The sequence below is a fragment of the Streptomyces sp. NPDC094032 genome (assembly GCF_040303965.1).
Lineage (GTDB): Bacteria > Actinomycetota > Actinomycetes > Streptomycetales > Streptomycetaceae > Streptomyces.
Window position 1 is genome coordinate 1 of sequence record NZ_JBEOUE010000020.1, and the last position, 23,989, is coordinate 23,989.

General features: G+C 74.0%; 17 protein-coding genes. 8 read left to right on the plus strand and 9 right to left on the minus strand.

Annotated elements, in window-relative coordinates:
• Positions 1-447: 447 nt before the first annotated feature.
• Entirely contained in the window at positions 448-897 is a 450-nt protein-coding gene (locus ABTZ54_RS25245; RefSeq protein WP_351667178.1) for a PTS sugar transporter subunit IIA, read from the plus strand.
• Positions 898-979: 82 nt separating this feature from the next.
• Positions 980-2,650, plus strand: coding sequence for a phosphoenolpyruvate--protein phosphotransferase (ptsP, locus tag ABTZ54_RS25250; RefSeq protein WP_351667180.1), 1,671 nt, complete (start codon positions 980-982; stop codon positions 2,648-2,650).
• Between the two features lie 74 nt (positions 2,651-2,724).
• On the opposite strand, the gene ABTZ54_RS25255 is transcribed toward ptsP, so the two are convergent.
• Together ABTZ54_RS25255 and ABTZ54_RS25260 are read right to left on the minus strand one after the other, a co-directional pair.
• Entirely contained in the window at positions 2,725-3,612 is an 888-nt protein-coding gene (locus ABTZ54_RS25255; RefSeq protein ID WP_351667182.1) for a DUF8829 domain-containing protein, read from the minus strand.
• A 22-nt stretch (positions 3,613-3,634) separates the two neighbouring features.
• Positions 3,635-4,915, minus strand: coding sequence for an MFS transporter (locus tag ABTZ54_RS25260; RefSeq protein WP_351667184.1), 1,281 nt, complete (start codon positions 4,913-4,915; stop codon positions 3,635-3,637).
• 47 nt (positions 4,916-4,962) lie between these two features.
• On the opposite strand from ABTZ54_RS25260, the gene ABTZ54_RS25265 reads away from it, so the two are divergent.
• Entirely contained in the window at positions 4,963-6,282 is a 1,320-nt protein-coding gene (locus tag ABTZ54_RS25265) for an aminotransferase class I/II-fold pyridoxal phosphate-dependent enzyme (RefSeq protein ID WP_351667186.1), read from the plus strand.
• A 43-nt stretch (positions 6,283-6,325) separates the two neighbouring features.
• Here ABTZ54_RS25265 and ABTZ54_RS25270 read toward each other — a convergent pair whose 3' ends face one another.
• Positions 6,326-8,299: an acetoacetate--CoA ligase gene (locus ABTZ54_RS25270; RefSeq protein ID WP_351667188.1), complete on the minus strand. Its 1,974-nt coding sequence runs from the start codon at positions 8,297-8,299 to the stop codon at positions 6,326-6,328.
• 215 nt (positions 8,300-8,514) lie between these two features.
• Between ABTZ54_RS25270 and ABTZ54_RS25275 the strand changes: the two genes are divergently transcribed.
• Complete coding sequence (locus ABTZ54_RS25275) at positions 8,515-10,869, plus strand: glycoside hydrolase family 31 protein (RefSeq protein ID WP_351667190.1); 2,355 nt, start codon at positions 8,515-8,517, stop codon at positions 10,867-10,869.
• Positions 10,870-10,970: 101 nt separating this feature from the next.
• Here the strand turns inward: ABTZ54_RS25275 and ABTZ54_RS25280 are convergent, their stop codons facing one another.
• Positions 10,971-11,483 (minus strand): NUDIX domain-containing protein, encoded by a 513-nt coding sequence (locus ABTZ54_RS25280; RefSeq protein ID WP_351667192.1) that lies wholly within the window; start codon positions 11,481-11,483, stop codon positions 10,971-10,973.
• 67 nt (positions 11,484-11,550) lie between these two features.
• Between ABTZ54_RS25280 and ABTZ54_RS25285 the strand changes: the two genes are divergently transcribed.
• The 3 genes from ABTZ54_RS25285 to ABTZ54_RS25295 all read left to right on the plus strand — a co-directional run bounded on the left by ABTZ54_RS25285 (position 11,551) and on the right by ABTZ54_RS25295 (position 14,108).
• Entirely contained in the window at positions 11,551-12,360 is an 810-nt protein-coding gene (locus tag ABTZ54_RS25285; RefSeq protein WP_351667424.1) for a M15 family metallopeptidase, read from the plus strand.
• Between the two features lie 69 nt (positions 12,361-12,429).
• Complete coding sequence (locus ABTZ54_RS25290) at positions 12,430-12,924, plus strand: Zn-ribbon domain-containing OB-fold protein (RefSeq protein ID WP_351667194.1); 495 nt, start codon at positions 12,430-12,432, stop codon at positions 12,922-12,924.
• Entirely contained in the window at positions 12,921-14,108 is a 1,188-nt protein-coding gene (locus ABTZ54_RS25295) for a lipid-transfer protein (RefSeq protein WP_351667196.1), read from the plus strand. Before ABTZ54_RS25290 ends, ABTZ54_RS25295 begins: the two co-directional genes overlap by 4 nt.
• A 171-nt stretch (positions 14,109-14,279) precedes the next feature.
• On the opposite strand, the gene ABTZ54_RS25300 is transcribed toward ABTZ54_RS25295, so the two are convergent.
• Genes ABTZ54_RS25300 through ABTZ54_RS25315 form a run of 4 tightly spaced genes read right to left on the minus strand, consistent with a single transcriptional unit; the run spans position 14,280 to position 18,426 of the window.
• Positions 14,280-14,882: a GTP-binding protein gene (locus ABTZ54_RS25300; RefSeq protein WP_351667198.1), complete on the minus strand. Its 603-nt coding sequence runs from the start codon at positions 14,880-14,882 to the stop codon at positions 14,280-14,282.
• Positions 14,863-15,270: a DUF742 domain-containing protein gene (locus tag ABTZ54_RS25305; protein ID WP_351667200.1), complete on the minus strand. Its 408-nt coding sequence runs from the start codon at positions 15,268-15,270 to the stop codon at positions 14,863-14,865. Before ABTZ54_RS25305 ends, ABTZ54_RS25300 begins: the two co-directional genes overlap by 20 nt.
• A gap of 16 nt (positions 15,271-15,286) precedes the next feature.
• The gene (locus ABTZ54_RS25310) at positions 15,287-15,727 is read right to left on the minus strand and encodes a roadblock/LC7 domain-containing protein (RefSeq protein WP_351667202.1); all 441 of its coding nucleotides are present in this window, start codon (positions 15,725-15,727) and stop codon (positions 15,287-15,289) included.
• Positions 15,724-18,426 (minus strand): nitrate- and nitrite sensing domain-containing protein, encoded by a 2,703-nt coding sequence (locus ABTZ54_RS25315; protein ID WP_351667203.1) that lies wholly within the window; start codon positions 18,424-18,426, stop codon positions 15,724-15,726. Before ABTZ54_RS25315 ends, ABTZ54_RS25310 begins: the two co-directional genes overlap by 4 nt.
• 432 nt (positions 18,427-18,858) lie before the next feature.
• Between ABTZ54_RS25315 and ABTZ54_RS25320 the strand changes: the two genes are divergently transcribed.
• Positions 18,859-19,212, plus strand: coding sequence for a hypothetical protein (locus ABTZ54_RS25320; protein WP_351667204.1), 354 nt, complete (start codon positions 18,859-18,861; stop codon positions 19,210-19,212).
• Between the two features lie 69 nt (positions 19,213-19,281).
• On the opposite strand, the gene ABTZ54_RS25325 is transcribed toward ABTZ54_RS25320, so the two are convergent.
• Positions 19,282-23,958 carry a hypothetical protein gene (locus tag ABTZ54_RS25325; protein ID WP_351667205.1) on the minus strand — a complete coding sequence of 1,559 codons (4,677 nt, stop codon included), beginning with the start codon at positions 23,956-23,958 and terminating at the stop codon, positions 19,282-19,284.
• Between the last annotated feature and the right edge of the window lie 31 nt (positions 23,959-23,989).

Consider the following 23,989-nt stretch of genomic DNA (forward strand, 5'->3'; position numbering starts at 1 on the left):
ACCCTCTCGGGCTTTCCTCCGGGCGCTTCCTTCGTTCTTGCGTTTCCGACTCTATCAGATCTTTCCGATCCGATTTCCTCGGTGCTTTCCGGTCCGAATTTCGCTTTCGCTTTTCGGCCCTTCCGGCGGGGTCAAACACTACCAGGCTTTTTCGCTCCCCCCGACCACTCCGTCTGCGAGCACGCAGAGGTGTAGACCACTGGGGTTAGGATCTGGCTTGATAGGTGCTGCCGACCCACGACTCAAAGCCGCGTTGGGGTCAGGCAGGAGTACGACAGTACATCCCGTCGTGACTAGAGGCAAATCGTTTCCGGTAGTCCCTAGGTCCGCCCAACTGGTACGTCTCGTGCGGAACTGGGACTTCTTATGACTTACGCTTCTGAACAGTACGCCGTCCAGGACAGGTAGTGACGGCGCCACACAATCTCCGCCCCTGGGAGGCTTCCCATGACATCCGTGACGTCGCCACTTGCTGGACGCGCCATCGGTCTCGCCGCAGTACCCGACCCCGTCTTCTCCGGTGCGATGGTCGGTCCCGGCACCGCCATCGACCCCGTGCGTGAGCCGTCCGCGGCCGTCTCGCCCGTCGACGGTGTCGTCGTCTCTCTCCACCCGCACGCGTTCGTCGTCGTCGACTCCGAGGGCCACGGCGTCCTCACCCACCTCGGGATCGACACCGTTCAGCTCAATGGCGAGGGCTTCGAGCTCCTCGTGAACAAGGGCGACACCGTGACCCGCGGTCAGGACATCGTCCGCTGGGACCCGGCCGCGGTCGAGGCCGCCGGCAAGTCCCCCATCTGTCCCATCGTGGCCCTGGAGGCCACCGCGGACTCCCTCTCCTCCGTCGTCGACGACCAGGACGTGAAGGCCGGCGACGCGCTCTTCGGCTGGAACTGACCGCCGCCTCGTCCCTGTGACGAGTCCGCGTACGACATTCAACGCGGCGGCCCTGGCCGCCGCTCTATCGGAGACGGGTGAGATGGAGACAACGCTGCGAGGCGTCGGTGTCAGCCACGGAGTGGCGATCGGCGAGGTCAGGCACATGGGCACGGCGGTTCTCGAGCCGCCGGCCAAGCAGATTCCGGCCGACGAGGCGGAGCGCGAACAGGGGCGCGCCCGCCAGGCCGTGGAGGCTGTTGCTGCCGACCTGATTGCACGCGGCAATCTGGCGGGCGGCGAGGCCCAGGCGGTGCTGGAGGCCCAGGCGATGATCGCCCAGGACCCGGAGCTCATCGCCGACGTCGACCGCCGGATCGTGGTCGGCAGCACGGCCGAGCGCGGTATCTACGACGCGTTCTCGCACTACCGGGAGCTCCTCGCGGGCGCCGGTGAGTACATGGCCGGTCGGGTGGCCGACCTGGACGACGTGCGGAACCGGATCGTGGCCCGCCTGCTCGGCGTACCGATGCCCGGTGTGCCGGACAGCGACGAGCCGTATGTGCTGATCGCGCGGGATCTTGCCCCCGCCGACACGGCATTGCTCGACCCGGCCCTCGTCCTCGGTTTCGTGACCGAGGAGGGCGGGCCGACCAGCCACAGCGCGATCCTCGCGCGTGCGCTGGGTGTGCCGGCCGTGGTCGCGCTGCCGGGTGCGGGTGATCTGGCCGAGGGCACGGTCGTCGCGGTGGACGGTTCCACCGGTGAGATCTTCGTGGACCCGAGCGAGGAGAAGAAGGCGGAGCTGACCAAGGCCGCCGAGGCGCGCAAGGCCGCGCTGTCCGCCTCCAGTGGTCCTGGTGCCACGTCGGACGGGCACAAGGTGCCGCTGCTGGCGAACGTGGGCGGTCCCGCCGACGTGCCCGCGGCGGTGGAGGCCGGTGCCGAGGGCGTCGGTCTGTTCCGTACGGAGTTCCTCTTCCTCGACGACAGCAAGCACGCGCCGTCGGAGGAGAAGCAGATCGAGGCGTACCGCAAGGTGCTCGAGGCGTTCCCCGAGGGCCGTGTGGTCGTGCGTGTGCTGGACGCGGGTGCGGACAAGCCGCTGGAGTTCCTGACTCCGGCGGACGAGCCGAACCCGGCGCTGGGTGTGCGGGGTCTGCGTTCGCTGCTCGACCACCCGGACGTGCTCCGGACCCAGCTGACGGCGCTGGCGAAGGCCGCCGAGGGTCTGCCGGTGTACCTGGAGGTCATGGCGCCGATGGTGGCCGACCGTACGGATGCGAAGGCGTTCGCCGACGCGTGCCGTGAGGCGGGGCTGCGGGCGAAGTTCGGTGCGATGGTGGAGATCCCCTCCGCCGCGCTGCGGGCTCGCTCGATCCTGCAGGAGGTCGAGTTCCTGTCGCTGGGCACGAACGACCTGGCGCAGTACACCTTCGCCGCCGACCGTCAGGTCGGTGCGGTCTCCCGGCTGCAGGACCCGTGGCAGCCGGCGCTGCTCGACCTGGTGGCGCTGTCCGCCGAGGCGGCCAAGGCCGAGGGCAAGAGCTGTGGAGTCTGTGGTGAGGCCGCGTCGGATCCGCTGCTGGCCTGTGTGCTGGCGGGGCTCGGTGTGACCTCCCTGTCGATGGGTGCGGCGTCGATCCCGTATGTGCGGGCGACGCTGGCGAAGTACACGCTCGCGCAGTGCGAGCGCGCGGCCGCCGCGGCGCGTGCCGCGGACACGGCGCACGACGCGCGGATCGCCGCGCAGGCGGTGCTGTCCGGGGAGTGATCCCCGGCCCGCCGTCGCGGGCCGTCGTCGAAGGGGCTTCCCGTCACTCTGGTGGCGGGGAGCCCCTTCTCGTATCAGTGGGGGTGGGGGTCGTCGTCGGCGAGGGGGAATCCGGCGCGGTAGTCGACGTCGGGTTCCGGTGAGATGGGTTCGCCCGTGCGGGCGTCGGTGCAGTAGGCGTCGAAGACCTCGGCCTCGGTGAGGGGGTGGAGGCGGCCCTGGTGGAGGCGCCAGCCGTGGAGGCGGGCGGGGGCGTCGGGGGTGTGGGTGCGCAGGACGAGTCCGCCGGGGGTGCCGAGGGCGATGCCGGTGGCGAGGACGGTGACGAACTCCGCGCCTTCGGAGCTGTCGAGGCGGGCGGGGCCGGTGGTGTCGCGGGTGGTGTGGAGGACGGCGATGAGCTGCTCGTCTCCCGCGGGGACGCTGCAGACGAGGTGGTGGGTGCCGGGTCCTGCCGTGTCGAGGAGGCGTACGAGGAGGCGGGAGGCGCGCTCGAAGGAGGCGTGGCCGATGTCCTTGCCGCAGTCGGCGCAGGTGCCGGCGTCGGTGAGGAGCATCGTCGCGTACTCCCAGGTGGCGCGGCGGACGGCCGTGTCGACGAGGACGGGGACGAGGGCGGCGAGCGGTTGCCCCGTGTAGGTGAGGCGGGCGCCGGGCGCCGCCCGTTCGGCGGTGTAGCGGCTGCGGCTCGTGGGGTGGTCGGGGTCGAGGCCGGTGTCGGCGCAGTAGTCGGCGAACTCCTCGGGGTCGAAGAGGGCGAGGGTGGTGTGTCCGCCTTCGGCGGCGAGGGTGCGCAGGAGGTCCTCGACGTGGGCGAGGTAGTGGGTGTGGTCGTCGAAGGCGAAGGTCTCGTACTGGCGCATGGTGGTGAAGTCCTCCTCGTCGGCGAGGAGGGCGACGGTGCTGGGGACTTCGCCGCGCAGGGCGCGGCGCAGGGTCTCCGTGGTGCGGTGGTGGGTCATGTCTCCCCCTGAGCTCTGTCGATCAGTGCTCACTCACCGTAACTGCGGGCACTGACAGTGACGGCTGGGCCGGGGTCGTGACGCGGTCGCGGGTGACCCGGTGCTGGGCCGCGCCCGCGCCGACCAGGGCGAGGCCGAGGAGGGGCCAGGCGAGGGGGCCCGCCGCCATGACGCCGGTGACGAGCAGGGGTCCGGCGAAGCGCTGGGTGGACTGGGCGAGTCCGTGGACGCCGAGGTAGGCGCCCTGGGCTTCGGCGGGGGCGAGGGCGACGGAGAGTTCCCAGGAGGCGGTCGCGTGGAGGATCTCGGCGAAGGTCAGGGCGACGACCGCCACGACGAGGGCCGTGATGGCGAGGGCGGGTCCGCCGGCGGCGGAGGCGGCGAGGGCGAGGGTGCCGACGACGAAGAGGCCGGAGAGGGGGACGAGGAGGCGTCGGGCCGCCGGGGTGGTCGCGCCGAATCGGGAGAGGGGCACCTGGAAGAGGACGACGAGGACGGTGTTGAGGACCATGAGCAGCGGCGCGAGTCCGACGGGGGCGGTGGTGGCGTGGACGATCCAGAGGGGGACGGCCACCTGGAGGATCGTGTCGTCGAGGAAGAGGGCCGCGTCGGTGGCGGTGTAGGCCAGGAAGGTGCGGTCGCGCCAGGGGCCGGCGGGCCGGTGCTTCGGGGCGTCGGCCGAGGTGGCGACGGTGCGGGAGGGGGCGGGGGGTTCGGCGCAGCGCAGGGTGAGGAGGGCGATCACCAGGTAGGTGAGGACGTTGCCGACGAGGAGGACTCCGTAGGCGCGGGGGCTGCCGGTGGCGAGGGCGGCGGCGGCGCCGAGTCCGCCGATGGACCAGCCGATGTTGACGGTGGTGCGCTGGATGGCCTGGTAGCGGACGCGGTCGGGTCCCGCGACGCGGGCCGCGTAGAGCTTGATGAGGACGCTGCCGGCGCGGTCGGGCAGGGCGCCGAGGGCGGAGTAGAGGGTGAGGAGGAGGAAGTTGTCGGTGGTGAGGAGGGCGAGGAGGGCCGCGCCGCGCATGAGCTGGGCGGCGGCGATGACGCGGACGAGGGGGAAGCGGTCGGCGAGGCGGCCCGCGAGGGGGGCGCCGGCGATGCCGACGCCGCCGGCGACGGTCATGAGGAGGCCCACCTGGCCGAGGCCGAGGCCGGAGACGTAGGTGAAGTAGAGCGCGGTGCAGCCCGCCCAGAGGCCGGTTCCGGTCTTGTCGATGATGCTGACCAGCAGCATCCGGCGGCCGTCGCGGCCTCCGGGTACGCGGTCGAGTGCGGTGCGGTGCCAGGTCGTGCGGTTCACTCGGTTCCCCCTTGACGCGAGTTATGTATTGATACATAATCCAGTACGTGGCAACACAATATTCGATCCATGGGACGACGTCCAAGGGGATTGCCGCGTCCGTCGAGCGCGGGGTGGCCGAGGGCACCCTCGCGCCGGGCGACGCGCTCCCTCCCGTCCGGCGGCTCGCCGACGAGCTGGGGGTCAGCCCCGGCACGGTCGCGACCGCGTACAAGGAACTGCGGCAGAGGGGCCTGGTGGTCACCCGCGGTCGCGGCGGCACGGTCGTCGCGGAGGCGCCCTCCGTCGCGTCCCGGCGGCCGCCGCAGGTGCCGAAGGGGCTGGTGGACCTGGCCTCCGGCCTGCCCGATCCCGCCTTCCTGCCGGTGCTCCGGCCCCCGGCCGAGGTGCGCCCGACATACGGCTCGCACCGCGCCGCGCCGAGGATCGCGGCACTGGAGGAGCCGACCCGCGCCTGGTTCGCCCGCGACGGTGTGCCGGCCGAGCAGCTGACCTTCGCCCATGGGGCGCTGGACTGCATTGCCCGGCTGCTCTCCGTCGAGCTACGGCCCGGGGACGCGGTCGCGGTGGAGGATCCCGGTTTCCACCATCTGCTCGACCTCGTGCCCGCCCTGGGGCTGCGCATGGTGCCGGTGACCGTGGACGCCGAGGGCATCGAGCCGGAGTCCCTGCGGACGGCGCTGCGCGCCGGGGTACGGGCGGTGGTGTGCACCCCGCGCGCCCAGTGCCCGACCGGGGCGTCCTTCTCCCTCGCCCGGCGGGACCGGCTCATGGCGCTGTTGCGGGAGTTCCCCGAGGTCCTGGTGATCGAGGACGACTACAACGTGGAGTTCGCGGGGCCGCCCGCACCCACGCTGAGCGCCGCGGGTCCGGAGCGGTGGGCGCAGGTGCGGACCGTCTCCAAGCGGCTGGGGGTCGACCTGCGGTGGGCCGCCGTCGCGGGTGACGAGCTGACGCTCGCCCGGCACGACGGGCGGATGGTGATGACGTCCGGCTGGGTCAGCCACGTCCTTCAGGAGACGGTCGTCGGGCTGCTTGCCGACCCGGCGGTGACGCGGCTGGTGAGCGCGGGCGAGGCCGCGTACACGGAACGGCGGCGGGCCCTGACGGCGGCGCTCGCCTCCCATGGCATCCGCTCCTCAGGGGAGAGCGGGCTGAACGTGTGGGTGCCGGTGCGGGACGAGTCGGCGGTGGTGAACGGGCTGCGGACGCTGGGCTGGTGGGTGGCGGCCGGCGCCCGGTTCCGCATCGCGGCGCCCACGGCCGTGCGCATCACGACCTCGACGCTGCTCCCGGCCGACGCGCGGCGGCTCGCCGCGGACTTCGCCGCGGTGCTCGGCGACGCGCAGGCCACGTACGGAGGATGAACGCGAAGGGCCCCGCGCGGGTGCGCGGGGCCCTCGTCGTGCCCTACTCGCCGGTGCGGGTGCGGGCCAGCTCCTCGTAGAAGCGCAGCAGTTCCAGGTTGTCGACCGAGCCCGCGTTGACGGCGCGCTCCATCGGGGTGCCCTGGAGGAGGCGCTTGACGGGGACCTCGATCCGCTTGCCGGTGAGGGTGTGCGGGACGCCCGGGACCTCGATGATCTCGTCGGGGACGTGGCGCGGGGAGAGTTCGCTGCGGATCGTGCTCTTGATCCGGCCGATCAGCTCCTCGTCGAGCGTGGCGCCCTCGGCGAGATGGACGAAGAGCGGCATCCAGTAGCCGCCGTCCGGCTCCTCCAGGCCGATGACGAGGGACTCGCGGATCTCCGGGAGGCGTTCGACGGCCTCGTAGATATCGGCGCTCCCCATCCGGACGCCCTGGCGGTTCAGGGTCGAGTCGGAGCGCCCGTGGATGACGACCGAGCCGTGGTCGGTGATGGTGATCCAGTCGCCGTGGCGCCACACCCCGGGGAACATCTCGAAGTAACTGTCGCGGTAGCGGCTGCCGTCGGGGTCGTTCCAGAAGCGGATCGGCATCGACGGCATGGGGTTGGCGACGACGAGTTCGCCGACCTCGCCGACGAGCGGCTTGCCGGACGGGTCCCAGGACTGAAGGTCGGTGCCCAGGCCGGCGGCCTGGAGCTCGCCGATGTGGACCGGGAGGGTGGGCACGGCGCCCGCGAAGCAGGAGCAGACGTCGGTGCCGCCGCTGACGGAGGCGATCCACAGGTCTTCGCAGACCTCGTCGTGGAGCCAGCGGAAGCCGTCCGGGGGCAGCGGGGAGCCCGTGGTGGCCACGCACTTCACACGGGACAGGTCGAAGTCGCGGCCCGGGTGGACGTCGGCCTTCGCGCAGGCCATCACGTACGCGGCGGAGGTGCCGTACAGGGTGGCGCCGGTGCGCTCGGCGATGCGCCACTGGGCGGCGGTGTCCGGGAAGCCGGGGCTGCCGTCGTAAAGGACGACGGTGGTGCCGGTGAGGAGGCCGGAGACGAGGAAGTTCCACATCATCCAGCCGGTGGAGGTGTACCAGAAGAACACGTCCTCGGGGCCGAGGTCGCAGTGCAGCCCCAGCTGCTTGACGTGCTCGACGAGGATGCCGCCCTGGGACTGCACGATCGCCTTGGGCAGGCCGGTGGTGCCCGAGGAGTAGAGCACCCACAGGGGGTGGGAGAACGGGACCTGCTCGAACTCGGGCTCGGTGTCGGCGGCGGTGAGCCCGGCCCAGTCCAGGGCGCCCTCGGGGGCGGGGGTGCCGAGCAGCGGGATGTGGACGACCGCGCGGAGCGTGGGCAGTTCGGCGCGCAGCTCGCTCACGGTCTCGCGGCGGTCGTGCTCCTTGCCGCCGTAGCGGTAGCCGTCGACGGTGAACAGGACGACGGGCTCGACCTGCTGGAAGCGGTCCAGGACGCTGCGGGCGCCGAAGTCGGGGGCGCACGAGGTCCAGACGGCGCCGACGGCGGCGGTCGCGAGCAGGGCGACGACGGCCTCGGGGATGTTGGGCAGGTAGCCGCTGACCCGGTCGCCGGGCCGGACGCCGAGGCGGCGCAGCTCCGCGGCGAGCGAGCCGACCTGGCGGCGGAGTTCGGCCCAGGTGACCGGCTTCGGGTCATGTGTCTCGTCCACATGAAGCAGCGCGGTGTCATGGGGGCGCTCCTCGGCGGCCCGCAGCGCGTGCTCGGCGTAGTTGAGGGTGGCGCCCGGGAACCAGTCGGCGCCGGGCATGTCACGGCTGCCGAGGACGCGCTCGTACGGGGTCGAGAAGCGGAGGTCGAACCACTCGGCGACGGCGGCCCAGAAGGTCTCCAGCTCCTCGACGGACCAGCGGTGCAGGGCCGGGTAGCCGCCGTCGGCGGGCGCTCCGTGGCGCTCCGCCGCCCAGGCTTGGAAGCGGGTGACGGCGGCCGCGGCGACGCGGTCCTCGTCAGGCTGCCAAAGCGGCTCGGTCTGCGCTGATGTCATGCTGTGGCTCCCTGGCTGTACGCGGGGTCTGCGTGTGTCGCGCGCACGTGCCGGGGTGTGCGCGTGACGCGGCTGACAGGGACGATGCCATGCGAGGGCCGATCGCACCAGGGTTCCCCGCCCATGGTCGGGTACCTGAATATGTGCTCCCACCACGGGTGAACGGCAGTTGAACGCAGCTCGCGCGCGGTGTTCCGGATGGCAGGGTGAGCGCCATGGACGGTCGTGAGCTGGTGCGCTCGGTGAAGGTGCTGGGTTCGGTGCGGGGACTGCGGGCGGCGCGGGCGGCGTGGCGGCAGCGCCGTACCGACGCGCGGGCGCTCCCGCCGAGGGGGGCGGAGCGGGCCCGGGTGCCGGGTCCGATGGGTGAGGTGGAGCCGCTGCCGGGCGGGGGGATCGTCCGCTTCGCCCGCTCCGAGCTGCGGGTCTCCGTGTCGGCGGGCGGCACCGTCTTCTGGGGCTGGGACGGGGCCGGTCCGCTGCCCTCGTACGCGCTGGCGGGCGAGCCGCCCGAGCCCGATCCGCGGGCCGTCCTGGAGCCGGACACGGAGGGCGGCTGGCGGGTGGTGTCGGAGCGGGTGACCGTGGCGGTCTCCCGGCACGGTGCGGTGGAGGTGCGCACCCCGGGCGGGGTGGTGCTGCGCCGGGAGCTGCCGCCGCGCTGGTGGGAGCCGGTGGGGGGCGGCCGGGCCCGCTGGGTGCAGCGCAGCGAGGTGCCCGCGGACGCGCGGTTCTTCGGCCTCGGCGGGCGGGCGGCGGGGCCGCGGCTGCGGGACGGCTCGTACCGGCTGTGGAACACGGATCCGAACGGGAGCTTCTCCCCCGGTGACGATCCGCTCTACATCACGATGCCGGTGCAGCTCGTCGTGGCGGACGCCGGGACGCATCTGGCGTTCCTCGACAACTCCTGGGACGGCCGGGTGCTGCTCGCGGAGGGCGAGGAGGGCGCCGGGTCGGGCCACGACCGTCCGGGGACGAGCGAGGTCCGGATGGACGGCGGGCCGCTGCGGTGCTGGGTGGTGGTCGGGACGCCCGCGCGGGTGCTGCACGGCTGGGCCGCGCTGACCGGGGCGCCCGCGCTGCCGCCGTCCTGGGCGCTCGGGCCGCAGCACGCCCGCTGGGGCTTCGGCAGCGAGCGCGAGGTGCGGCGGGTGGTGGACGGCTACCGGGACCGGGGGCTGCCGCTGTCCGTGCTGCACCTGGACATCGACCACTACGACGGGCACCGGGTGTTCACGGTGGACCGGGAGCGGTTCCCCGACCTGCCGGGGCTCGCGCGGGAGCTGCGGGAGCGCGGGGTGCGGCTGGTGTCGATCGTGGATCCGGCGGTGAAGGCGGAGCCGGGGGACGCGGTGTACGACGCGGGGCGGGCGGCGGGGGCGTTCGTGCGGGACGACCGGGGCGCGGAGGTGCGCGGGGTGGTCTGGCCCGGCGAGTGCGCCTATCCGGACTTCACCGATCCTCGGGCGCGGGAGTGGTGGGGCGGTCTGTACGAGGAGCGGCTGCGGCAGGGCTTCTCGGGGGTGTGGCACGACATGAACGAGCCGGTGTCGTTCGCCCCGTTCGGCGACCGGACGCTGCCCCGCTCGGCCCGGCACGCGCTGGACGGCGCGGGCGGGGACCATCGCGAGGCGCACAACGTGTACGGGCTCACGATGGCCCGGGCGGGGTACGAGGGGTTGCGGCGGCTGCGGCCCGAGGAGCGGCCGTTCCTGTTCTCGCGCTCGGGGTGGGCGGGGATGCAGCGGTACGGCGGGACCTGGTCGGGCGACGTGTCGTCGGGGTGGCCGGGGCTGCGGGCCTCGCTGGCGCTGGTGCTGGGCCTCGGGCTGTGCGGGGTGCCGTACTCGGGGCCCGACGTGGGCGGTTTCGACGGGAGTCCGTCGCCGGAGCTGTTCCTGCGGTGGTACCAGCTGGGGGCGTGGCTGCCGCTGTTCCGTACCCATGCGGCGATCGACGCGGGGCGGCGCGAGCCGTGGGAGTTCGGTCCTGAGGTCCTGGAGCACGCGCGGGCGGCGCTCGCCGAACGGGAGCGGCTGCGGCCGTACTTCGTGACCCTGTCCCGGCTCGCGCGCCTGACGGGTGCGCCGTACGTGCGTCCGGTGTGGTGGGGCACCCCGGAGGACCGGGCCCTGCGGGACTGCGAGGACGCCTTCCTGCTCGGCGACTCCCTCCTGGTCGCCCCGGTGCTGTCGGGGGGCGCGGACCGGCGTGCCGTCCGGCTCCCGCGCGGGCGCTGGTACGACACGGCGACGGGGCGGGCGTACGACGGTCCGGGGCAGGTCCTGCTCGACGCGCCGCTGTCCCGGGTGCCGGTGCTCGCCCGCGCGGGCGCGGTGATTCCGGTGCGGGACGAGGCCGGCGAGCTCTCCCTGGAGGTGTGGGCGCCCGCCGCGGGCCGCACGGGCGGCGGCCTGGTCGTCCGGGACGCCGGCGACGGCTGGGAGGCGGCGGAGGTCGAGCGCTACCAGTCGCGGCTGGTGGACGGGCGGGTCGTGGTGGAGCGGGTGACGGAGCGGGGACCGGAGGAGGCGGGGCTGCGGGTGCGGGTGCGGGGGGTGGAGGGGTAGGTCCCGCCTGCCCCCGGACAGGCCCTCGACTGGCCTTGGCCGTAACGCGCCCTCTAAGGAAGCGCCGCCCTACCCGTACAGCCCCCTAAAGAAGCGCCGCCCTACCCGTACAACCCCCCGAAGTACCTCCGTACCGCCTCCGTATGAAGCGGAAAGGCGAGCTCCTCGGGGCTGTGGATCACGTGGTGGCCGGTCGTCTCGTCCGTCGGGGTCGACGGCGGGAGTGCGGTGGCCGGGCGGGGTGGGAGGAGGCCGAGGACGAGGAGGTGGCCGGCCGGGGAGCTGAGGGCGTCGGCGAGGCGGACGTCCGTGGCGGCGGCGTGGATGCCGGTCTCCTCGCGCAGTTCGCGGACGACGGCGTCGCGCCAGTCCTCGCCGAAGTCGACGAATCCGCCGGGCAGGGCGACCTTCCCCGCCTGCGGCTCGATGGTGCGGGTGATGACGACCAGCCCGGTGCCGTCGGGGCCGGTCACGGGGAGGAGGGCGATGGCGACGGGCAGGGGGTTGCGGTAGGCGGTGGCGCCACAGGCGGCGCAGGTGCGGGGCCAGGCGGCCCCGGCCGGGTAGCGGGCGCCGCAGGTGGAGCAGTGGGAGTGCGCGGAGGAGTCGGTCACGGGCCGACCGTATGCGATCTCCCTTTCCCGGCGCGGCCGTTACTGGTAGACGCTTGCCATGACACGACTGACAGGACTCGCCTCCGCTTTCCGTGCCCTCGGTGTGCTGGCCGCCGCCGGTCTGCTCGCCGCCGGCGCGGGCGTACCCCCGGCCGGTGCCGTGCCGGAGCCCAAGGCGCCGAAGGAGTTCGTGGCGCTCGACCGGGTGGATCCGACGATCGTCCAGGAGATGCGCTACACGACGGCGCACGATTTCGTGGGCGAGCGCATCGACGGCTACCGGCAGCCGGTGTGCGTCCTGACCCGGCCGGCCGCCGAGGCGCTGCACCGCGCGCAGGTCCGGCTGCTCGCGCGCGGCTACACGCTGAAGGTGTACGACTGCTACCGGCCGCAGCGGGCCGTGGACCACTTCGTGCGCTGGGCGAAGGACCTGGCCGACGAGCGGATGAAGAAGGAGTTCTATCCGCTGGTCGACAAGTCACGGCTGTTCGAGGACGGTTACATCGCCGAGAAGTCCGGGCACAGCAGGGGCTCGACGGTGGACCTGACGATCGTGCGGCTGCCGGCCGTGCCGACCCGGCCGTACGTGCCGGGCGAGCCGCAGGTGGAGTGCTTCCGGCCGCAGGCGGAACGGTTCCCGGACAATTCTGTCGATATGGGGACGGGCTTCGACTGCTTCGACACCTTGTCTCACACGGACGACCCCCGGATCACGGGCGTCCAGCGCGCCAACCGGGACCTGCTCAGGGGCGCGCTGGCCGAGCAGGGATTCGTGAACCTGCCGGAGGAGTGGTGGCACTACACCTTCAAGCCGGAGCCGTTCCCGTCCACCTTCTTCGACTTCCCGGTGGCGCGGAGGTCGGTGGCGGGGCACTGACGTCTTCCGTCGCCGGGCGGCCCGTGCCACACTTCTGACGCATCGTCAGATAGCGGGAGGGGCCCGTACATGGCACGGACGCGCAGGCCGGTGGTGGCCGGCTGGTTCACCGAGGGCGCCGAGGGCCACGGCCAGGACGGGGGGTTCCGGCTGCTCGGGACCCGCTGCACGGCCTGCGCTTCGGTGTTCTTCCCCCGGGAGGACGACGCCTGCCGCAATCCCGGCTGCCCCGGCGGGGGCGAGCTGGCCGAGACGCCGCTCTCCCGGCGGGGCCGGATCTGGTCGTTCACCGACGGCCGCTACCGGCCGCCGGCCCCGTACGTCTCCGACCCGGACGCGCCCTGGGAGCCGTACACCCTCGTCGCGGTGGAGCTCGCGGCCGAGGCCATGGTGGTCCTGGGCCAGGCGGTGCCGGGCGTACGCACGGCCGATCTCGCGATCGGGGACGAGATGGAGCTCGTGCCGGGCATCCTCAACGAGGACGACGAGCACGTCTGGACCACTTGGCACTGGCGGCCGGTCGCCGCGGAGGGCAGCACCGGGGACGGGGAGGGGAAGGCGTGAACGACATCGCCGTGCTCGGCGCCGGTATGCACCCGTGGGGCAAGTGGGGACGCTCCTTCGTCGGCTACGGGACGTCCGCCGCCCGCGCCGCGCTCGCCGACGCGGGCCTGGAGTGGCGGGACGTCGGCTCCGTCGTCGGGGCCAACACCATGCGCTGCGGGTACCCGGGTTACGTGGCGGGGGCCACCTTCGCCCAGGCGCTCGGCTGGCAGGGGGCGCGGGTGACCAGCGTCTACGCGGCCTGCGCCTCGGGGGCCCAGGCCGTCAACACGGCCCGGTCGCAGATCCTGGGCGGGCTCGCGGACGTGGTCCTCGTGGTGGGCGCGGACTCGGCGCCCAAGGGCTTCTTCGCCCCGGCGGGCGGGGAGCGGCCGGACGACCCGGACTGGCTGCGGTTCCGGGTGCTCGGCGCGACCAACCCGGCGTACTTCGCGCTCTACGCCCGGCGCCGGATGGCCCTGTACGGGGACACGCCCGAGGATTTCGCCCAGGTCAAGGTGAAGAACGCGGCGGCGGGCGCGCTCAATCCGCTGGCCCGCTACCGCACCCCGGTGACCGCGGCGGAGGTGGCCGCCTCGGCGGTGGTCGCCGATCCGCTGCGGCTGCTCGACATCTGCGCCACCTCGGACGGGGGCGCGGCGCTCGTGCTTTCGAGCATGGAGTTCGCCCGGCGGCACGGGCACCCGGATCCGGTCCGGATCCGCGCGGTGTCGACGGTCACCCCGACGTATCCGAAGGCGGTCCTCGACCTGCCCGACATCGCGACCGACTCGGCCGCCGTGGTCGCCCCCGCTCCGCACTCCTTCCGCGCGTCGATCGCCAAGGCGGCGTACGAGGAGGCGGGGATCGGCCCCGAGGACCTGTCGCTCGCGGAGGTCTACGACCTGTCCACGGCGCTGGAGCTGGAGTGGTACGAGGACATCGGGCTGTGCGGGGCGGGCGAGGGCGCCAAGCTGCTGCGGGACGGGGTGACCGCGCTCGGCGGGCGCGTCCCGGTCAACACCAGCGGCGGCCTCGCCTCCTTCGGGGAGGCGGTGCCGGCGCAGGCCATCGCCCAGGTCTGCGAGCTGACCTGGCAACTGCGGGGCACGGCCGGCGCCCGGCAGGTGCCGGGGGCGCGGGCCGGGATCACCGCCAACCAGGGCCTGTTCGGGCACGGGTCGGCGGTGGTCGCGGTCCGCTGAGCCGCCCTAGGGCGTGTCTGACAATTCGCGCCGGATCAGGCCGGGTCGTCCGGTGCGTGCGATCGGTGTGCGGCCGGGGCGCCCTCGTAGCGGAGCTACTTGGGCGTTTCGGCCGTGCGCCGAGCGTGCGTGCCGGACGGGCCGGACCCGGCGGGAATTGTCAGACACGCCCTAGCCGACCGGGGTCGGGCCCCGGTCCGCCAGGACCAGGGCGTGTTCGACGACGGCGACGAGGACGTTCTTCACGGACTCCCGGTCGCGGGCGTCGCACATCAGCAGGTCGACCTCGGGGTCGAGGTCGAGCGCGCCCCGGACGTTCTCGGCCGCGAAGCGGCGGGAGCCCTCGAAGCAGTTGACGGCGACCGTGAAGGGGATGCCGCGCCGCTCGAAGTAGTCGATCGCGGCGAAGCTGTCCTCCAGGCGGCGGGTGTCGGCGAGGACGACCGCGCCGAGCGCGCCCTGCGCCAGCTCGTCCCACAGGAACCAGAAGCGGTCCTGTCCTGGCGTGCCGAACAGGTAGAGGACCAGGTCCTCGCGCAGCGTGATCCGGCCGAAGTCCATCGCGACCGTGGTGGTCGACTTGGACTCGACGCCGTGGAGGTCGTCGACGGGCCGGCCGGCCTCGCTGAGGATCTCCTCGGTCCGCAGCGGCCGTATCTCGCTGACCGCGCCGACCAGCGTGGTCTTGCCGACCCCGAAGCCGCCCGCGACGAGAATCTTCAGCGTGACCGGCTCGACCGGCGGCGGCTTGCGGCTAGAGCGCCCGAAGGCCATTGATCACCTCGCGAAGAATGCTCACGTCCGGCAGCTCGGCCGGCGGAACGGGGCGGGTCACATGGACGAGCTCGTCGTCGACGAGATCGCCGACGAGGACCCGTACCACCCCTACGGGGAGGTCGAGTCCGGCGGCGAGCTCGGCGATCGACTGCGGCTGCTCGGAGCAGCGTTCGACGATCTCCACGTGCTCGGGGGACAGCGTCTGGTCGCGGCCGGGGTCGTCGGCGGCCGGTTCGGGCACCACCACCGCGATCAGGTCGAGGCGGTGGCGGGTGGCGGCGCTCGTCCGGCCACGGGTCATGGCGTACGGGCGGACCACGGGGCCCGCCTCGTCGTCGAACCAGTGGCCGGGCGCGTCCTCGTGGGACTGCTCTGCGTCACTCATGCCGTCCCCCTCCACCTCATCCTCCGTTGGGCAGCCCGGTACGGGGCGCCGTGGCCAGGTGCACGCCGACCCGCTTGACCATCAGGGTCATCTCGTACGCGACCTGGCCGACGTCCGAGTCGGCGTCGGCGAGCACGGCGAGGCAGCTGCCGTCGCCCGCGGCGGTGACGAAGAGGAAGGCGTCCTCCAGCTCGACGACGGTCTGCCGGACCCTGCCCGCCTCGAAGTGGCGGCCGACGCCCTTGGCGAGGCTGTGGAAGCCGGAGGCGACGGCGGCGAGGTGCTCGCCGTCCTCGCGGGAGAGGTCCTGCGAGGCGCCGGTGGGCAGGCCGTCGCTGGAGAGCACCAGGGCCTTGCGGATCGAGCCGACGCGCTGGACGAGTTCGTCGAGGAGCCAGTTCAGCTCCCCGTTGCCAGGGGCGGAGCTGTGGGTTGCTGCGGCGTTCGGTGCGGTCATCGACCGTCCCCCTCGGGTGTCGTTCCTGGTGCTGTCGTTTCGGCGTTGTGGCGTCGTCCGCGCTGCCAGCCGCGCTGCATGGAGGCCATGCGGCTGCGCACCTCCTCGGCGTCGCGCTCGAAGGAGTCGGCGTCGGCGGCGGATGCCGTCGCGGCCGGCTGCTCCTCGGCGCGCCCGCCGTCCTCGCGCAGCTGGGGCGCGAGGCTGGCCTGCCGGACCCGGCGGGGCAGCCCGCCGAACGGAGCGGGCCCTTCCTGCGGTACGGGGACGAGCGTGGGCCCGGTGCCCTGCGGCGGGACGGGCGTCGGGTGCGGCACGCGGGCCAGCTCCATCGTGTCACCGTCCACGGGGGCGCTCGGGGCGGGGTGTGCGCGGCCCGGCTCGTCCAGGCGGCGGCCTCGGTCGACGACGAGGGTCGGCTGGCGGCGGCGGGGCAGCCGCACGGGGTCGGCGGGCGCATCGTCGTCCGCGCGGGTGCCGCCGGTACGGCCGCCGGTCTGGTCCGCCTGGTCGCGGGCCTGCTGGTGCTGGTCGCCCCGGCGGCGGTGCTCGCGGGCCCGGAACAGGCCGCCGCGCTCGCTGTCGGAGTCGAGGAGGTCTCCCGCGCCGCCGAGCAGGTCGTCGAAGCCGTCGGCGCCGAGCGGGGCCTCCAGTTCGACCGGGCCGTCGAGCGGCGCGGCGGCCGGTTCGAGGGCGGGGTCGGGCACCTTGGTGAGGACCGGGCGGCGGACGGGCAGCCCCTCGCCGGTCGTGGCGCCCTCGGTGCTCTTGCGGTCGAGGCGGAAGCCCGAGCCCTGCGTCTCGGGGGCGTCGGTGAGGAGCGCGGCCGGGATGAAGACGACCGCGGTGGTCCCCCCGTACGGGGAGGGCTGGAGCGACACGCGCACGTTCTGGCGCTGGGCGAGCCGGCTGACGACGAAGAGGCCGAGCCGGTCGGTGTCGGAGAGTTCGAAGTCGGGGGTCTCGGCCAGGCGCAGGTTGGCGTCGAGGAGGGCGTCGGGGTTCATGCCGAGGCCCCGGTCGTGGATCTCCAGGGTGAAGCCGTTGGCGACCCGCTCGCCGAGCACCTGCACGGCGGTGTGCGGGGGCGAGAACACCGTGGCGTTCTCCAGGAGTTCCGCGATGAGGTGGGTGAGGTCGGCGACGGCGGGGCCGCCGACGCCGAGCCGGGGCAGCCGGCGGACCTCGATGCGCTCGTAGTCCTCGACCTCGGCGACGGCGGCGCGGACGACGTCCATGAGCTGGACGGGCTTGCGCCACTGCCGGGAGGGGGCGGCGCCGGAGAGGATCACCAGGCCCTCGGCGTGGCGGCGCATGCGCGTGGTCATGTGGTCGAGCCGGAAGAGGTCGGCGAGCTCCTCGGTGTCCTCGGTGCGGCGCTCCATGGTGTCGAGGAGGGTGAGCTGGCGGTGGAGCAGGACCTGGTTGCGGCGGGCGAGGTTGACGAAGACCTCGGAGACCCCGCGGCGCATGTCGGCCTGCTTGACGGCGGCCTCGACGGCGGCGCGCTGGAGGGTGTTGAGGGCCTGGCCGACCTGGCCGACCTCGTCGTCGTCGTACCGCAGGTGGGGCACCTCGGTCTCGACGTCGACGTGCTCGCCCGCGGCGAGGCGGCGCATAACGCTGGGCAGGCGCACGCCGGAGACCTCCTGGGCCTCCTTGCGGAGCCGGCGCAGGTCGCGGATGAGTTCGCGGCCGACGCGGACGGAGACGACGACGGAGACGAGCAGGGCGACGAAGCCGAGGACGCCGGCGACGCCCGCCTTGAGGAGCACGCTGTAGGCGGCGGGCTGGACGCGGTCCTGGTAGCGGTCGCCGGCGGCGGTGTTGTCGCGGGCGAGGTCGTCGAGGACGGGGGTGGCGTGGTCCTGCCAGGCCTCGGCGGTGACGGCGCGGGGGTGGTCGGTGGGACCGGCGGTGATGACCGCCTCCTCCGCCTTGCGCAGCGGGGCGGTGTCGGGGCTGCGCCAGTACTTCTCGAAGCGTTCGCGCTCGGAGCCCGGCAGCAGTTCGAGGTTGGCCTCGTAGAAGAGTGCGCGGGCCGCGACCAGGTCGGAGATCGCGCGGATCTCCTGGGCGGTGACCCGCTCGGCTATGAGGGCGGAGACGACCAGGGCGTCCTCGCGGGAGAGGGCCTCGCGGGCCCGTACGACACCGACGAGGGCGCGGCCCTGCTTGTCCATCTCCACGTTCTCCAGGGCGTGGAGGGTGAGGAGGAAGCTGTAGCAGGGGTCGACGAGCCGGTTGTAGAAGTCGAGGGCCTGGAGGCGGCCGACGTCGCGGTTCTCGACGGAGCGGCGCAGCGAGGAGAGGCCGTCCAGGGCGTCGAGGACCGAGGTGAGGCGCTGGGCGGTGACCGGGTTCATCTGGGAGCGGACGCCGGAGTCGGAGGCGTTGCGGCGGATGAGGGTGATCTGCCGGTCGGTGGCCTCGCGTTGCTCGCGCAGCTTGGTCAGCGCGTCGGAGGCGCGGGGGTCGGCGAGGTAGACGAGGGACTGGCGGCGTTCCTTCTGGATGACCCGGACGGTGTCCTCCAGCGGGTAGCCGACCTTGTCGACGATGTAGCCGACGTCGAGGAGCTGGCGGGCCTCACGGCCCGTGAGGACCGTGGAGAAACCCCACAGTCCGGTGAGGGAGACGAGCGGCACCAGGAGCAACGCCACGATCTTCCTGCGGATGGACTTCCCGCGAAAGCGCATGGCCTCCCCCACCTCGGCCTCCGCGGCCACGGAGGTCACTCACGTCGTCACGCCCGGCGTCAACACGCGGCGTCAACCTTCAGTTTCAACAAACGGCGGCGCGAGCCTACTACTGCATCACAGCCATCTCGAAGACGCGTCCGGGCGATTTTCAGCCTGTCGAGTGAGTGTTGATCATGAGATGTCCCGGTATTCGGGGAGTTGGGTTCCGGGAGTGTGGCGCAGGACACCTGACAGGACGCCATATTCCCGGCCCTGACAGATGGCTGGAATTACTCGTTCCGGTCCTGAGGTCGGTGGCCGGAGGGGGACCCCGGCGAAACCTTTACCCTCCCTCGTGCGTCATCCTGTACCAGGGGGGTTGTGTCCGCGTAAAGCGGCTCAAGACGGGCAGCCACCCTGAAGACGTCGGTGGTGGGGAGTGACAGCGCTATGGAACACGAGGCGCGGCCGGTTCGGCAGTTGTGGGTGGAGGACGAGAAGGGGCGCGGCCGGATGCCCGATCCGGTGCGGGCGGCCGCCGTCCGCGCGGTGATGCTGACCTCGGTGACGCTGATTCAGGGGATGGTCGCCTTCTTCTGCTCGGTCACCGGATCCTGGCTGGCCTTCCCGGTGACCGTCACCGCGGTGATCAGCACGGTCGCGGCGACCTGGAGCGTGCTCGACGTGTGGATCACGCGGCAGGTCTGGCGGCAGCGCAACGGGGTCGTGTCCAGGCCGAGCAGTACGGCACGGGCGCGACGCGGCGGCGAGCAGCCGGCGGAACGGCTGTCGGAGGCGGCCTGAGCGAGACGACGCAGAGCGGCCCGGCCCCCTTTTCCAGGGGGCCGGGCCGTTCGGCGTCGGGCCGGGGGCCTACTCCGCCGTGGCCGCCACGGAGGTGTCGGGCGTACGGCGGAACATGCGGGTCGCGGTGATCTCGCCGTGGATCGCCTCGCCCTCCGCGCTCGGCTGCGGCAGCCCCGGGCGCAGGTGCTCCTCCACGCTGATGTACTTCAGGCCCGCGCGCAGGTCCGCGTCGTTGCGCAGCCGGATGACCAGCGGGAACTCGGCGAGCGCGGTCGTGTCGAACAGGCCCGTCGTGTACAGCAGCTGCACGCCGAGCGCGTCCGACACGGCCCGCTGGAGCTCAAGCAGGTACGTGGCGTTGGCGCGGCCGATCGGGTTGTCGAGGAAGAGCGTGCCCGCGTGGCGGTGCTTGTCGCGGCCCCGGTCGTTGGAGCGCAGCGCGGCCATCGTGCAGTAGAGGGCGATGGCGGCGGTGAGCAGCTGGCCGCCGGAGAAGACGTCTCCCATCTGGCCGACGGGGACGCGCTCGGCGCGCAGCACCGCGTCCGGCTTGAGGATCTCCACGGCGATCCCCTTCGGCTCCAGGGCCGCCTGGACACCGCGCAGCAGCAGGGACATGCCGTCCCTGCGCAGGTCGGAGTTCTTCCGGACGGCGGCCCGGGTCGCCTCGTCGACGACCTCGCCGAGGCGCTCGGTGAGCGTGGCCTGGTCGGGCTCCTCGAAGCGGATCCGCAGGAACTCCTGCCCGGACCACTCCCCCAGGCCCTCGGGCAGCCGGGAGAGCCGCTGGGCCGACCGCAGGGTGGCCAGCGAGGACTCGACGAGGCCGCGCAGCCGGTCCACGATCGAGTCGCGGTTGCGCTCCAGCTGCTCCAGCTCGTCGGTCAGCACCCGCAGCCGGGGCGCGAACGCCTCGGCCCACTTCGCGGCGTGCTCCGGCAGCGCGGCGGCGGGCAGTTCCCGGATCTGCTGCCGGGCCGGGGTGCGTACCTGCTCGAAGCGGGTCGCGTTGGCATGCCGTACGAGGATGTCACCGGCCTCGCGGACGGCGGCGTCGGCGGCCGAGAGGTCGGCGGCGCAGGCGCGCAGCGAACGGCGGGCCTCCGCCGCCGCGTCGCGGGCCTCGGCCAGCGGGCCCGGATACGGCTCGGGCTCCTCCTGCTCCTCCTCCGCGTGGTCGCGCAGCAGGTCGCGCAGGAGCGCCGCCGTCTCGTCGAAGCCGCCGGCGGCGTCCTCGGCGGCCCGGTGGGCCTGGAGGAAGCCGGTGTGGGCGGCGCGGGCCGCCTCCAGGGCGTCGGTGCGGGCGGCCAGTTCGGTGGTGGCGGTACGGAGCAGGGTCTGGGCGTGCTCCGCGTCGGCCGGGAGCAGCTCCTCGGGCAGCTCGGTGTGCGCCTCGCCGTCCTCGGGGGCGAGGCGCTCGGCCTCGCCGCGCAGCCGGCCCAGCTTCTCGCTCGCCTCGGAGGCGCGCGACTCCAGCTTCTGGACCAGGGCCTCCGCGCGGGCGGCGGCGGCCTGGCGGGACGGGCCGTCGGCGCCGTCGGTGGACTCCAGGAGCTGTTCGGCGCGGACCCGGACCTTGTTGGTGAGCCGGTCGAGCTCGGCGAGGGCGGCGGACTCGTCGCTCTCGGCGCGGGCCTGCTCGGCGCGCAGGTCGGCGCCGACGCCGACCTTCTCGTACACCTGGGAGGCGGCCCGGTACGCCTCGCGGAGGGTGGGGAGCGCGACGCGGGGCGCGTCGGCGGCCTCCTCCGGGAGGGTCTCGGGGGCACCGGCGATCTCGGCGCGCTCGGCGCGCAGGGCGCGGGCGGTGCGGTGGGCGTCGTCGGCGGCGCGCTGGGCGGCGCGGCGGTCCTCGTCGGCGGCGCGGGCGCGCTCCAGGCAGGTCTGGGCGCGGGCCTCGGACTCGGTGGCGTCGTCGGCGAGTTCGCGCAGCTTGGCCTGCCAGGCGGAGCGCTCGCGCAGCCGGTAGGCGAGGCCCGCGAGCGCGTCGGCGGCGCGGCGGGCGCGCTGCGCGGCCTCCTGGCGCTCGTCGCGCACCCGGGCGGCCTCGGCGGCGGCCTCGTCGGCCTCCGCGCGTACCGTACGGGCCTCGGCCAGGGCGGCGGCCGCGGTCTCGGCGGCGGTGCGGGCGGCCGCGGCGACGGCGGCCAGCTCGGCGAGCATGCCGGGCGGGCAGTCGGCGCGCCAGGAGCCGATCCGGGCGGCGAGCGCGCGGTCGCCGGTGAGCCGGGCGGCCAGCGAGCGGATCTCCTCGTCGCGGGCGGTGGCGCGGCTGCGCAGCGCCTGGCGCTCCTCGTCGGCGGCGTGCTCGTCGTGCATGGCCGGGTTCGGCGGTACGAGGAAGACGTCCGTGTCCTGACCGGACGCGGGTGCCGGTACGGGGGCCAGCAGGGCGGCGGCGGTGCCGACGGCGACGGTGGAGCGGGGCAGCAGGGCGGCGCCGCTCAGGACCTCGCGGGCGCGACCGTACGAGACGGGGTCGGTGATCACGACGCCGTCGACCAGCTCGGGGCGGGCGGCGAGGACGGCGGCGTGGTCGGCGGGGTCGACGGCCTGGGCGAGGTAGCGCCAGCCGGGCAGGGCGGGGATGCCGTGCTCGCCGAGGAACTCGACGGTGGCGAGGACGTCGGGGCCCGGCGGCAGCAGGCCGCCGTCGCCGAGGGCGCCGAGGATGCGGTTGTCGTCGGCGGCGGCCGTGCGCAGGTCGAAGAGCTGGCGCTCGGCGGAGGAGATGGACCGGTCGAGCAGGGCGCGCAGCTCGTCGGCGTACCGGTCGAAGTCGGTGACGGAGAGCGGGCCGCCGTCGGTGGCGGGAACGGGCGCGTCGGGGCCGGGGCCGTCGCCCGCGCGCTGGCCGGGGAGCGGGGAGCCGGTGGTCTGGCCGCTGCTCTGGCCCGTGCTCGGCAGGGAGAGGAGTTCGGCCAGGCGCGGGTCGGCGGCCAGGGACTCGGCGGCGCGGCGCTCGGCGTCGTAGGCGTTCTCGGCGGCTTCGGCCGCGTCGGAGGCGCGGGCGGCGGCGAGTTCGGCCCGGGAGTCGGCGGCGGCGGTCTCGCGGGCGCGCTCGGCGGCGGTGCGCGCGGCGTCCCGGGCCGTGTCCCAGGCGGCGACCGTGGTCTTCTCGGCGTCGCTCGCCGCGAGGGCGGCACGGGCCGGGTCGGCGTCGGGGGCGGTGTCGTCGAGCCAGCCCGCGCGGACGGCCTCGGCGGTCTCCTGCTCGACCTCGGCGAGGCGCTGGCGCAGGTGTCCGGCCTCGCTGCGGGCGCGCTGGGCCTCGGTGGCGGCGGCGGTGGCGTCGCGGTGGGCGGTCTCGCCGGCCTCCTGGAGGGCGGCGGAACGCTCCTCCTCCTCGGCCGCCTGCCGCTCGCCCTGCTCGGCGGCCGAGGCGAGGGCGCGGACGAGGTCGGCGGCGGCCTTGGCGCGGGCGGCGAGCGCCGGGGCGGCGTCGCGCTCGGCCTCGCGGATGGCGGCGGCGACGCGGGTGGAGCGGTCGCTCGCGGCCCGGTGCCGGAGCACGGACTCGGCGGCCTGCCAGGCGGAGTGCAGGGTGCGGGCGTCGGTGAGCTCGCGGCGCTGGGACGCGGCGCCCTTCTCGGCGGCGGTCAGGGCCAGCGAGGCGTGCCGGTAGGCGAGTTCGGCGGCGATGAGGGAGCTGCGGCCGCGGGCGTCCTCGGCCTCCGAGACGGCGTGGGCGGCGGAGGTGACCTGCTGGGCGAGCTCGGCGACCCGGCCGCGCTCCTGGGCGGCGCGGGCGGAGAGCCTGCGGGCCAGGGTGCGGGTGCGGCGCTCGGCCCCGGCGTGCACGTCGCGCGCGCGGGAGCGGGTCCCGGCGGCCTCGACGATGCGGGTGAGCAGGTCGACGGAGCCTGCGGTGAAGTCGCGCTCGGCGGTGAGTTCGGCGCGGCGGCCCAGCTTGTTGCCGAAGCCGCCGACGAGGTCGGCGAGGCCGTCGGTGTCGCGGGTGTCGGTGACGGCGCGGAGCAGGAGGTCGGTGAAGTCGGAGTCCTTCTTGACCGCGAAGAGGCCGGCGGCCTCGCCCTCGTCGGCGTTCATCTCGCGCTGGTAGCGGAAGAGTTCGGGGTCGAGGCCGAGCTCGCCCAGGTGCTCGTTCCAGCGGTCGTGGATCTCCTCCCAGTAGACCTCCAGGTGCGGATACGCCTTGCCCGCCTCGGTGATCGCGTCGCGGAAGCCCTTCATGGTGCGGCGGCGTCCGGAGGCGCCGGAGGCGCCTTCGACGGGCGGGCGCACGGAGGTGGCCTCGGCGACCGGGAGGTTGTCGAGGCTGAGCCCGGGGCCGGGGCGGAAGGAGTACCAGGCCTCGGCGAACTTGCGCGGGTCGTTGGAGACCTGACGGCCGCGCCACTCGCTGGCCTTGCCGACGACGACCAGCTCGCCGGTGAGGGTGTGCTGCCACTCCAGGGCGACGTGTCCGCAGTCGTCGGCGAGGAGGAACTTGCGCAGCACGCCGGAGCTCGCGCCGCCGAGGGTGTTGCGGTGGCCGGGGAGCATGACCGAGAAGATCAGCTTGAGGAGGACGGACTTGCCGCCGCCGTTCTCCAGGAAGAGCACGCCCGCGGGGGCGGGGCGGCGCGGCGGGCCGACCGGCTCCTCCTCGAAGAACTCCGCCTGGGTGGGGGCGGGGTGCGGCACGGGCGCGCCGACTCCGCGCAGGTCCAGGACGGTGTCGGCGTAGCGGGCACCGGCCGGGCCGATGGAGTAGAGGCGGACCCGGGACAGCTCGTACATGCGGCGGACTCTCGTGCTTCTCGTACGCGGG

Bases quoted from the DNA above. Each gene is read 5' to 3' on its own strand.
- ABTZ54_RS25310 (WP_351667202.1), bottom strand. From the start codon at position 15,727: ATGACCGCACCGAACGCCGCAGCAACCCACAGCTCCGCCCCTGGCAAC.
- ptsP (WP_351667180.1), top strand. From the start codon at position 980: ATGGAGACAACGCTGCGAGGCGTCGGTGTCAGCCACGGAGTGGCGATC.
- ABTZ54_RS25305 (WP_351667200.1), bottom strand. From the start codon at position 15,270: ATGAGTGACGCAGAGCAGTCCCACGAGGACGCGCCCGGCCACTGGTTC.
- ABTZ54_RS25245 (WP_351667178.1), top strand. From the start codon at position 448: ATGACATCCGTGACGTCGCCACTTGCTGGACGCGCCATCGGTCTCGCC.
- ABTZ54_RS25290 (WP_351667194.1), top strand. From the start codon at position 12,430: ATGGCACGGACGCGCAGGCCGGTGGTGGCCGGCTGGTTCACCGAGGGC.
- ABTZ54_RS25325 (WP_351667205.1), bottom strand. From the start codon at position 23,958: ATGTACGAGCTGTCCCGGGTCCGCCTCTACTCCATCGGCCCGGCCGGT.
- ABTZ54_RS25300 (WP_351667198.1), bottom strand. From the start codon at position 14,882: ATGGCCTTCGGGCGCTCTAGCCGCAAGCCGCCGCCGGTCGAGCCGGTC.
- ABTZ54_RS25315 (WP_351667203.1), bottom strand. From the start codon at position 18,426: ATGCGCTTTCGCGGGAAGTCCATCCGCAGGAAGATCGTGGCGTTGCTC.
- ABTZ54_RS25320 (WP_351667204.1), top strand. From the start codon at position 18,859: ATGGAACACGAGGCGCGGCCGGTTCGGCAGTTGTGGGTGGAGGACGAG.
- ABTZ54_RS25255 (WP_351667182.1), bottom strand. From the start codon at position 3,612: ATGACCCACCACCGCACCACGGAGACCCTGCGCCGCGCCCTGCGCGGC.
- ABTZ54_RS25275 (WP_351667190.1), top strand. From the start codon at position 8,515: ATGGACGGTCGTGAGCTGGTGCGCTCGGTGAAGGTGCTGGGTTCGGTG.
- ABTZ54_RS25270 (WP_351667188.1), bottom strand. From the start codon at position 8,299: ATGACATCAGCGCAGACCGAGCCGCTTTGGCAGCCTGACGAGGACCGC.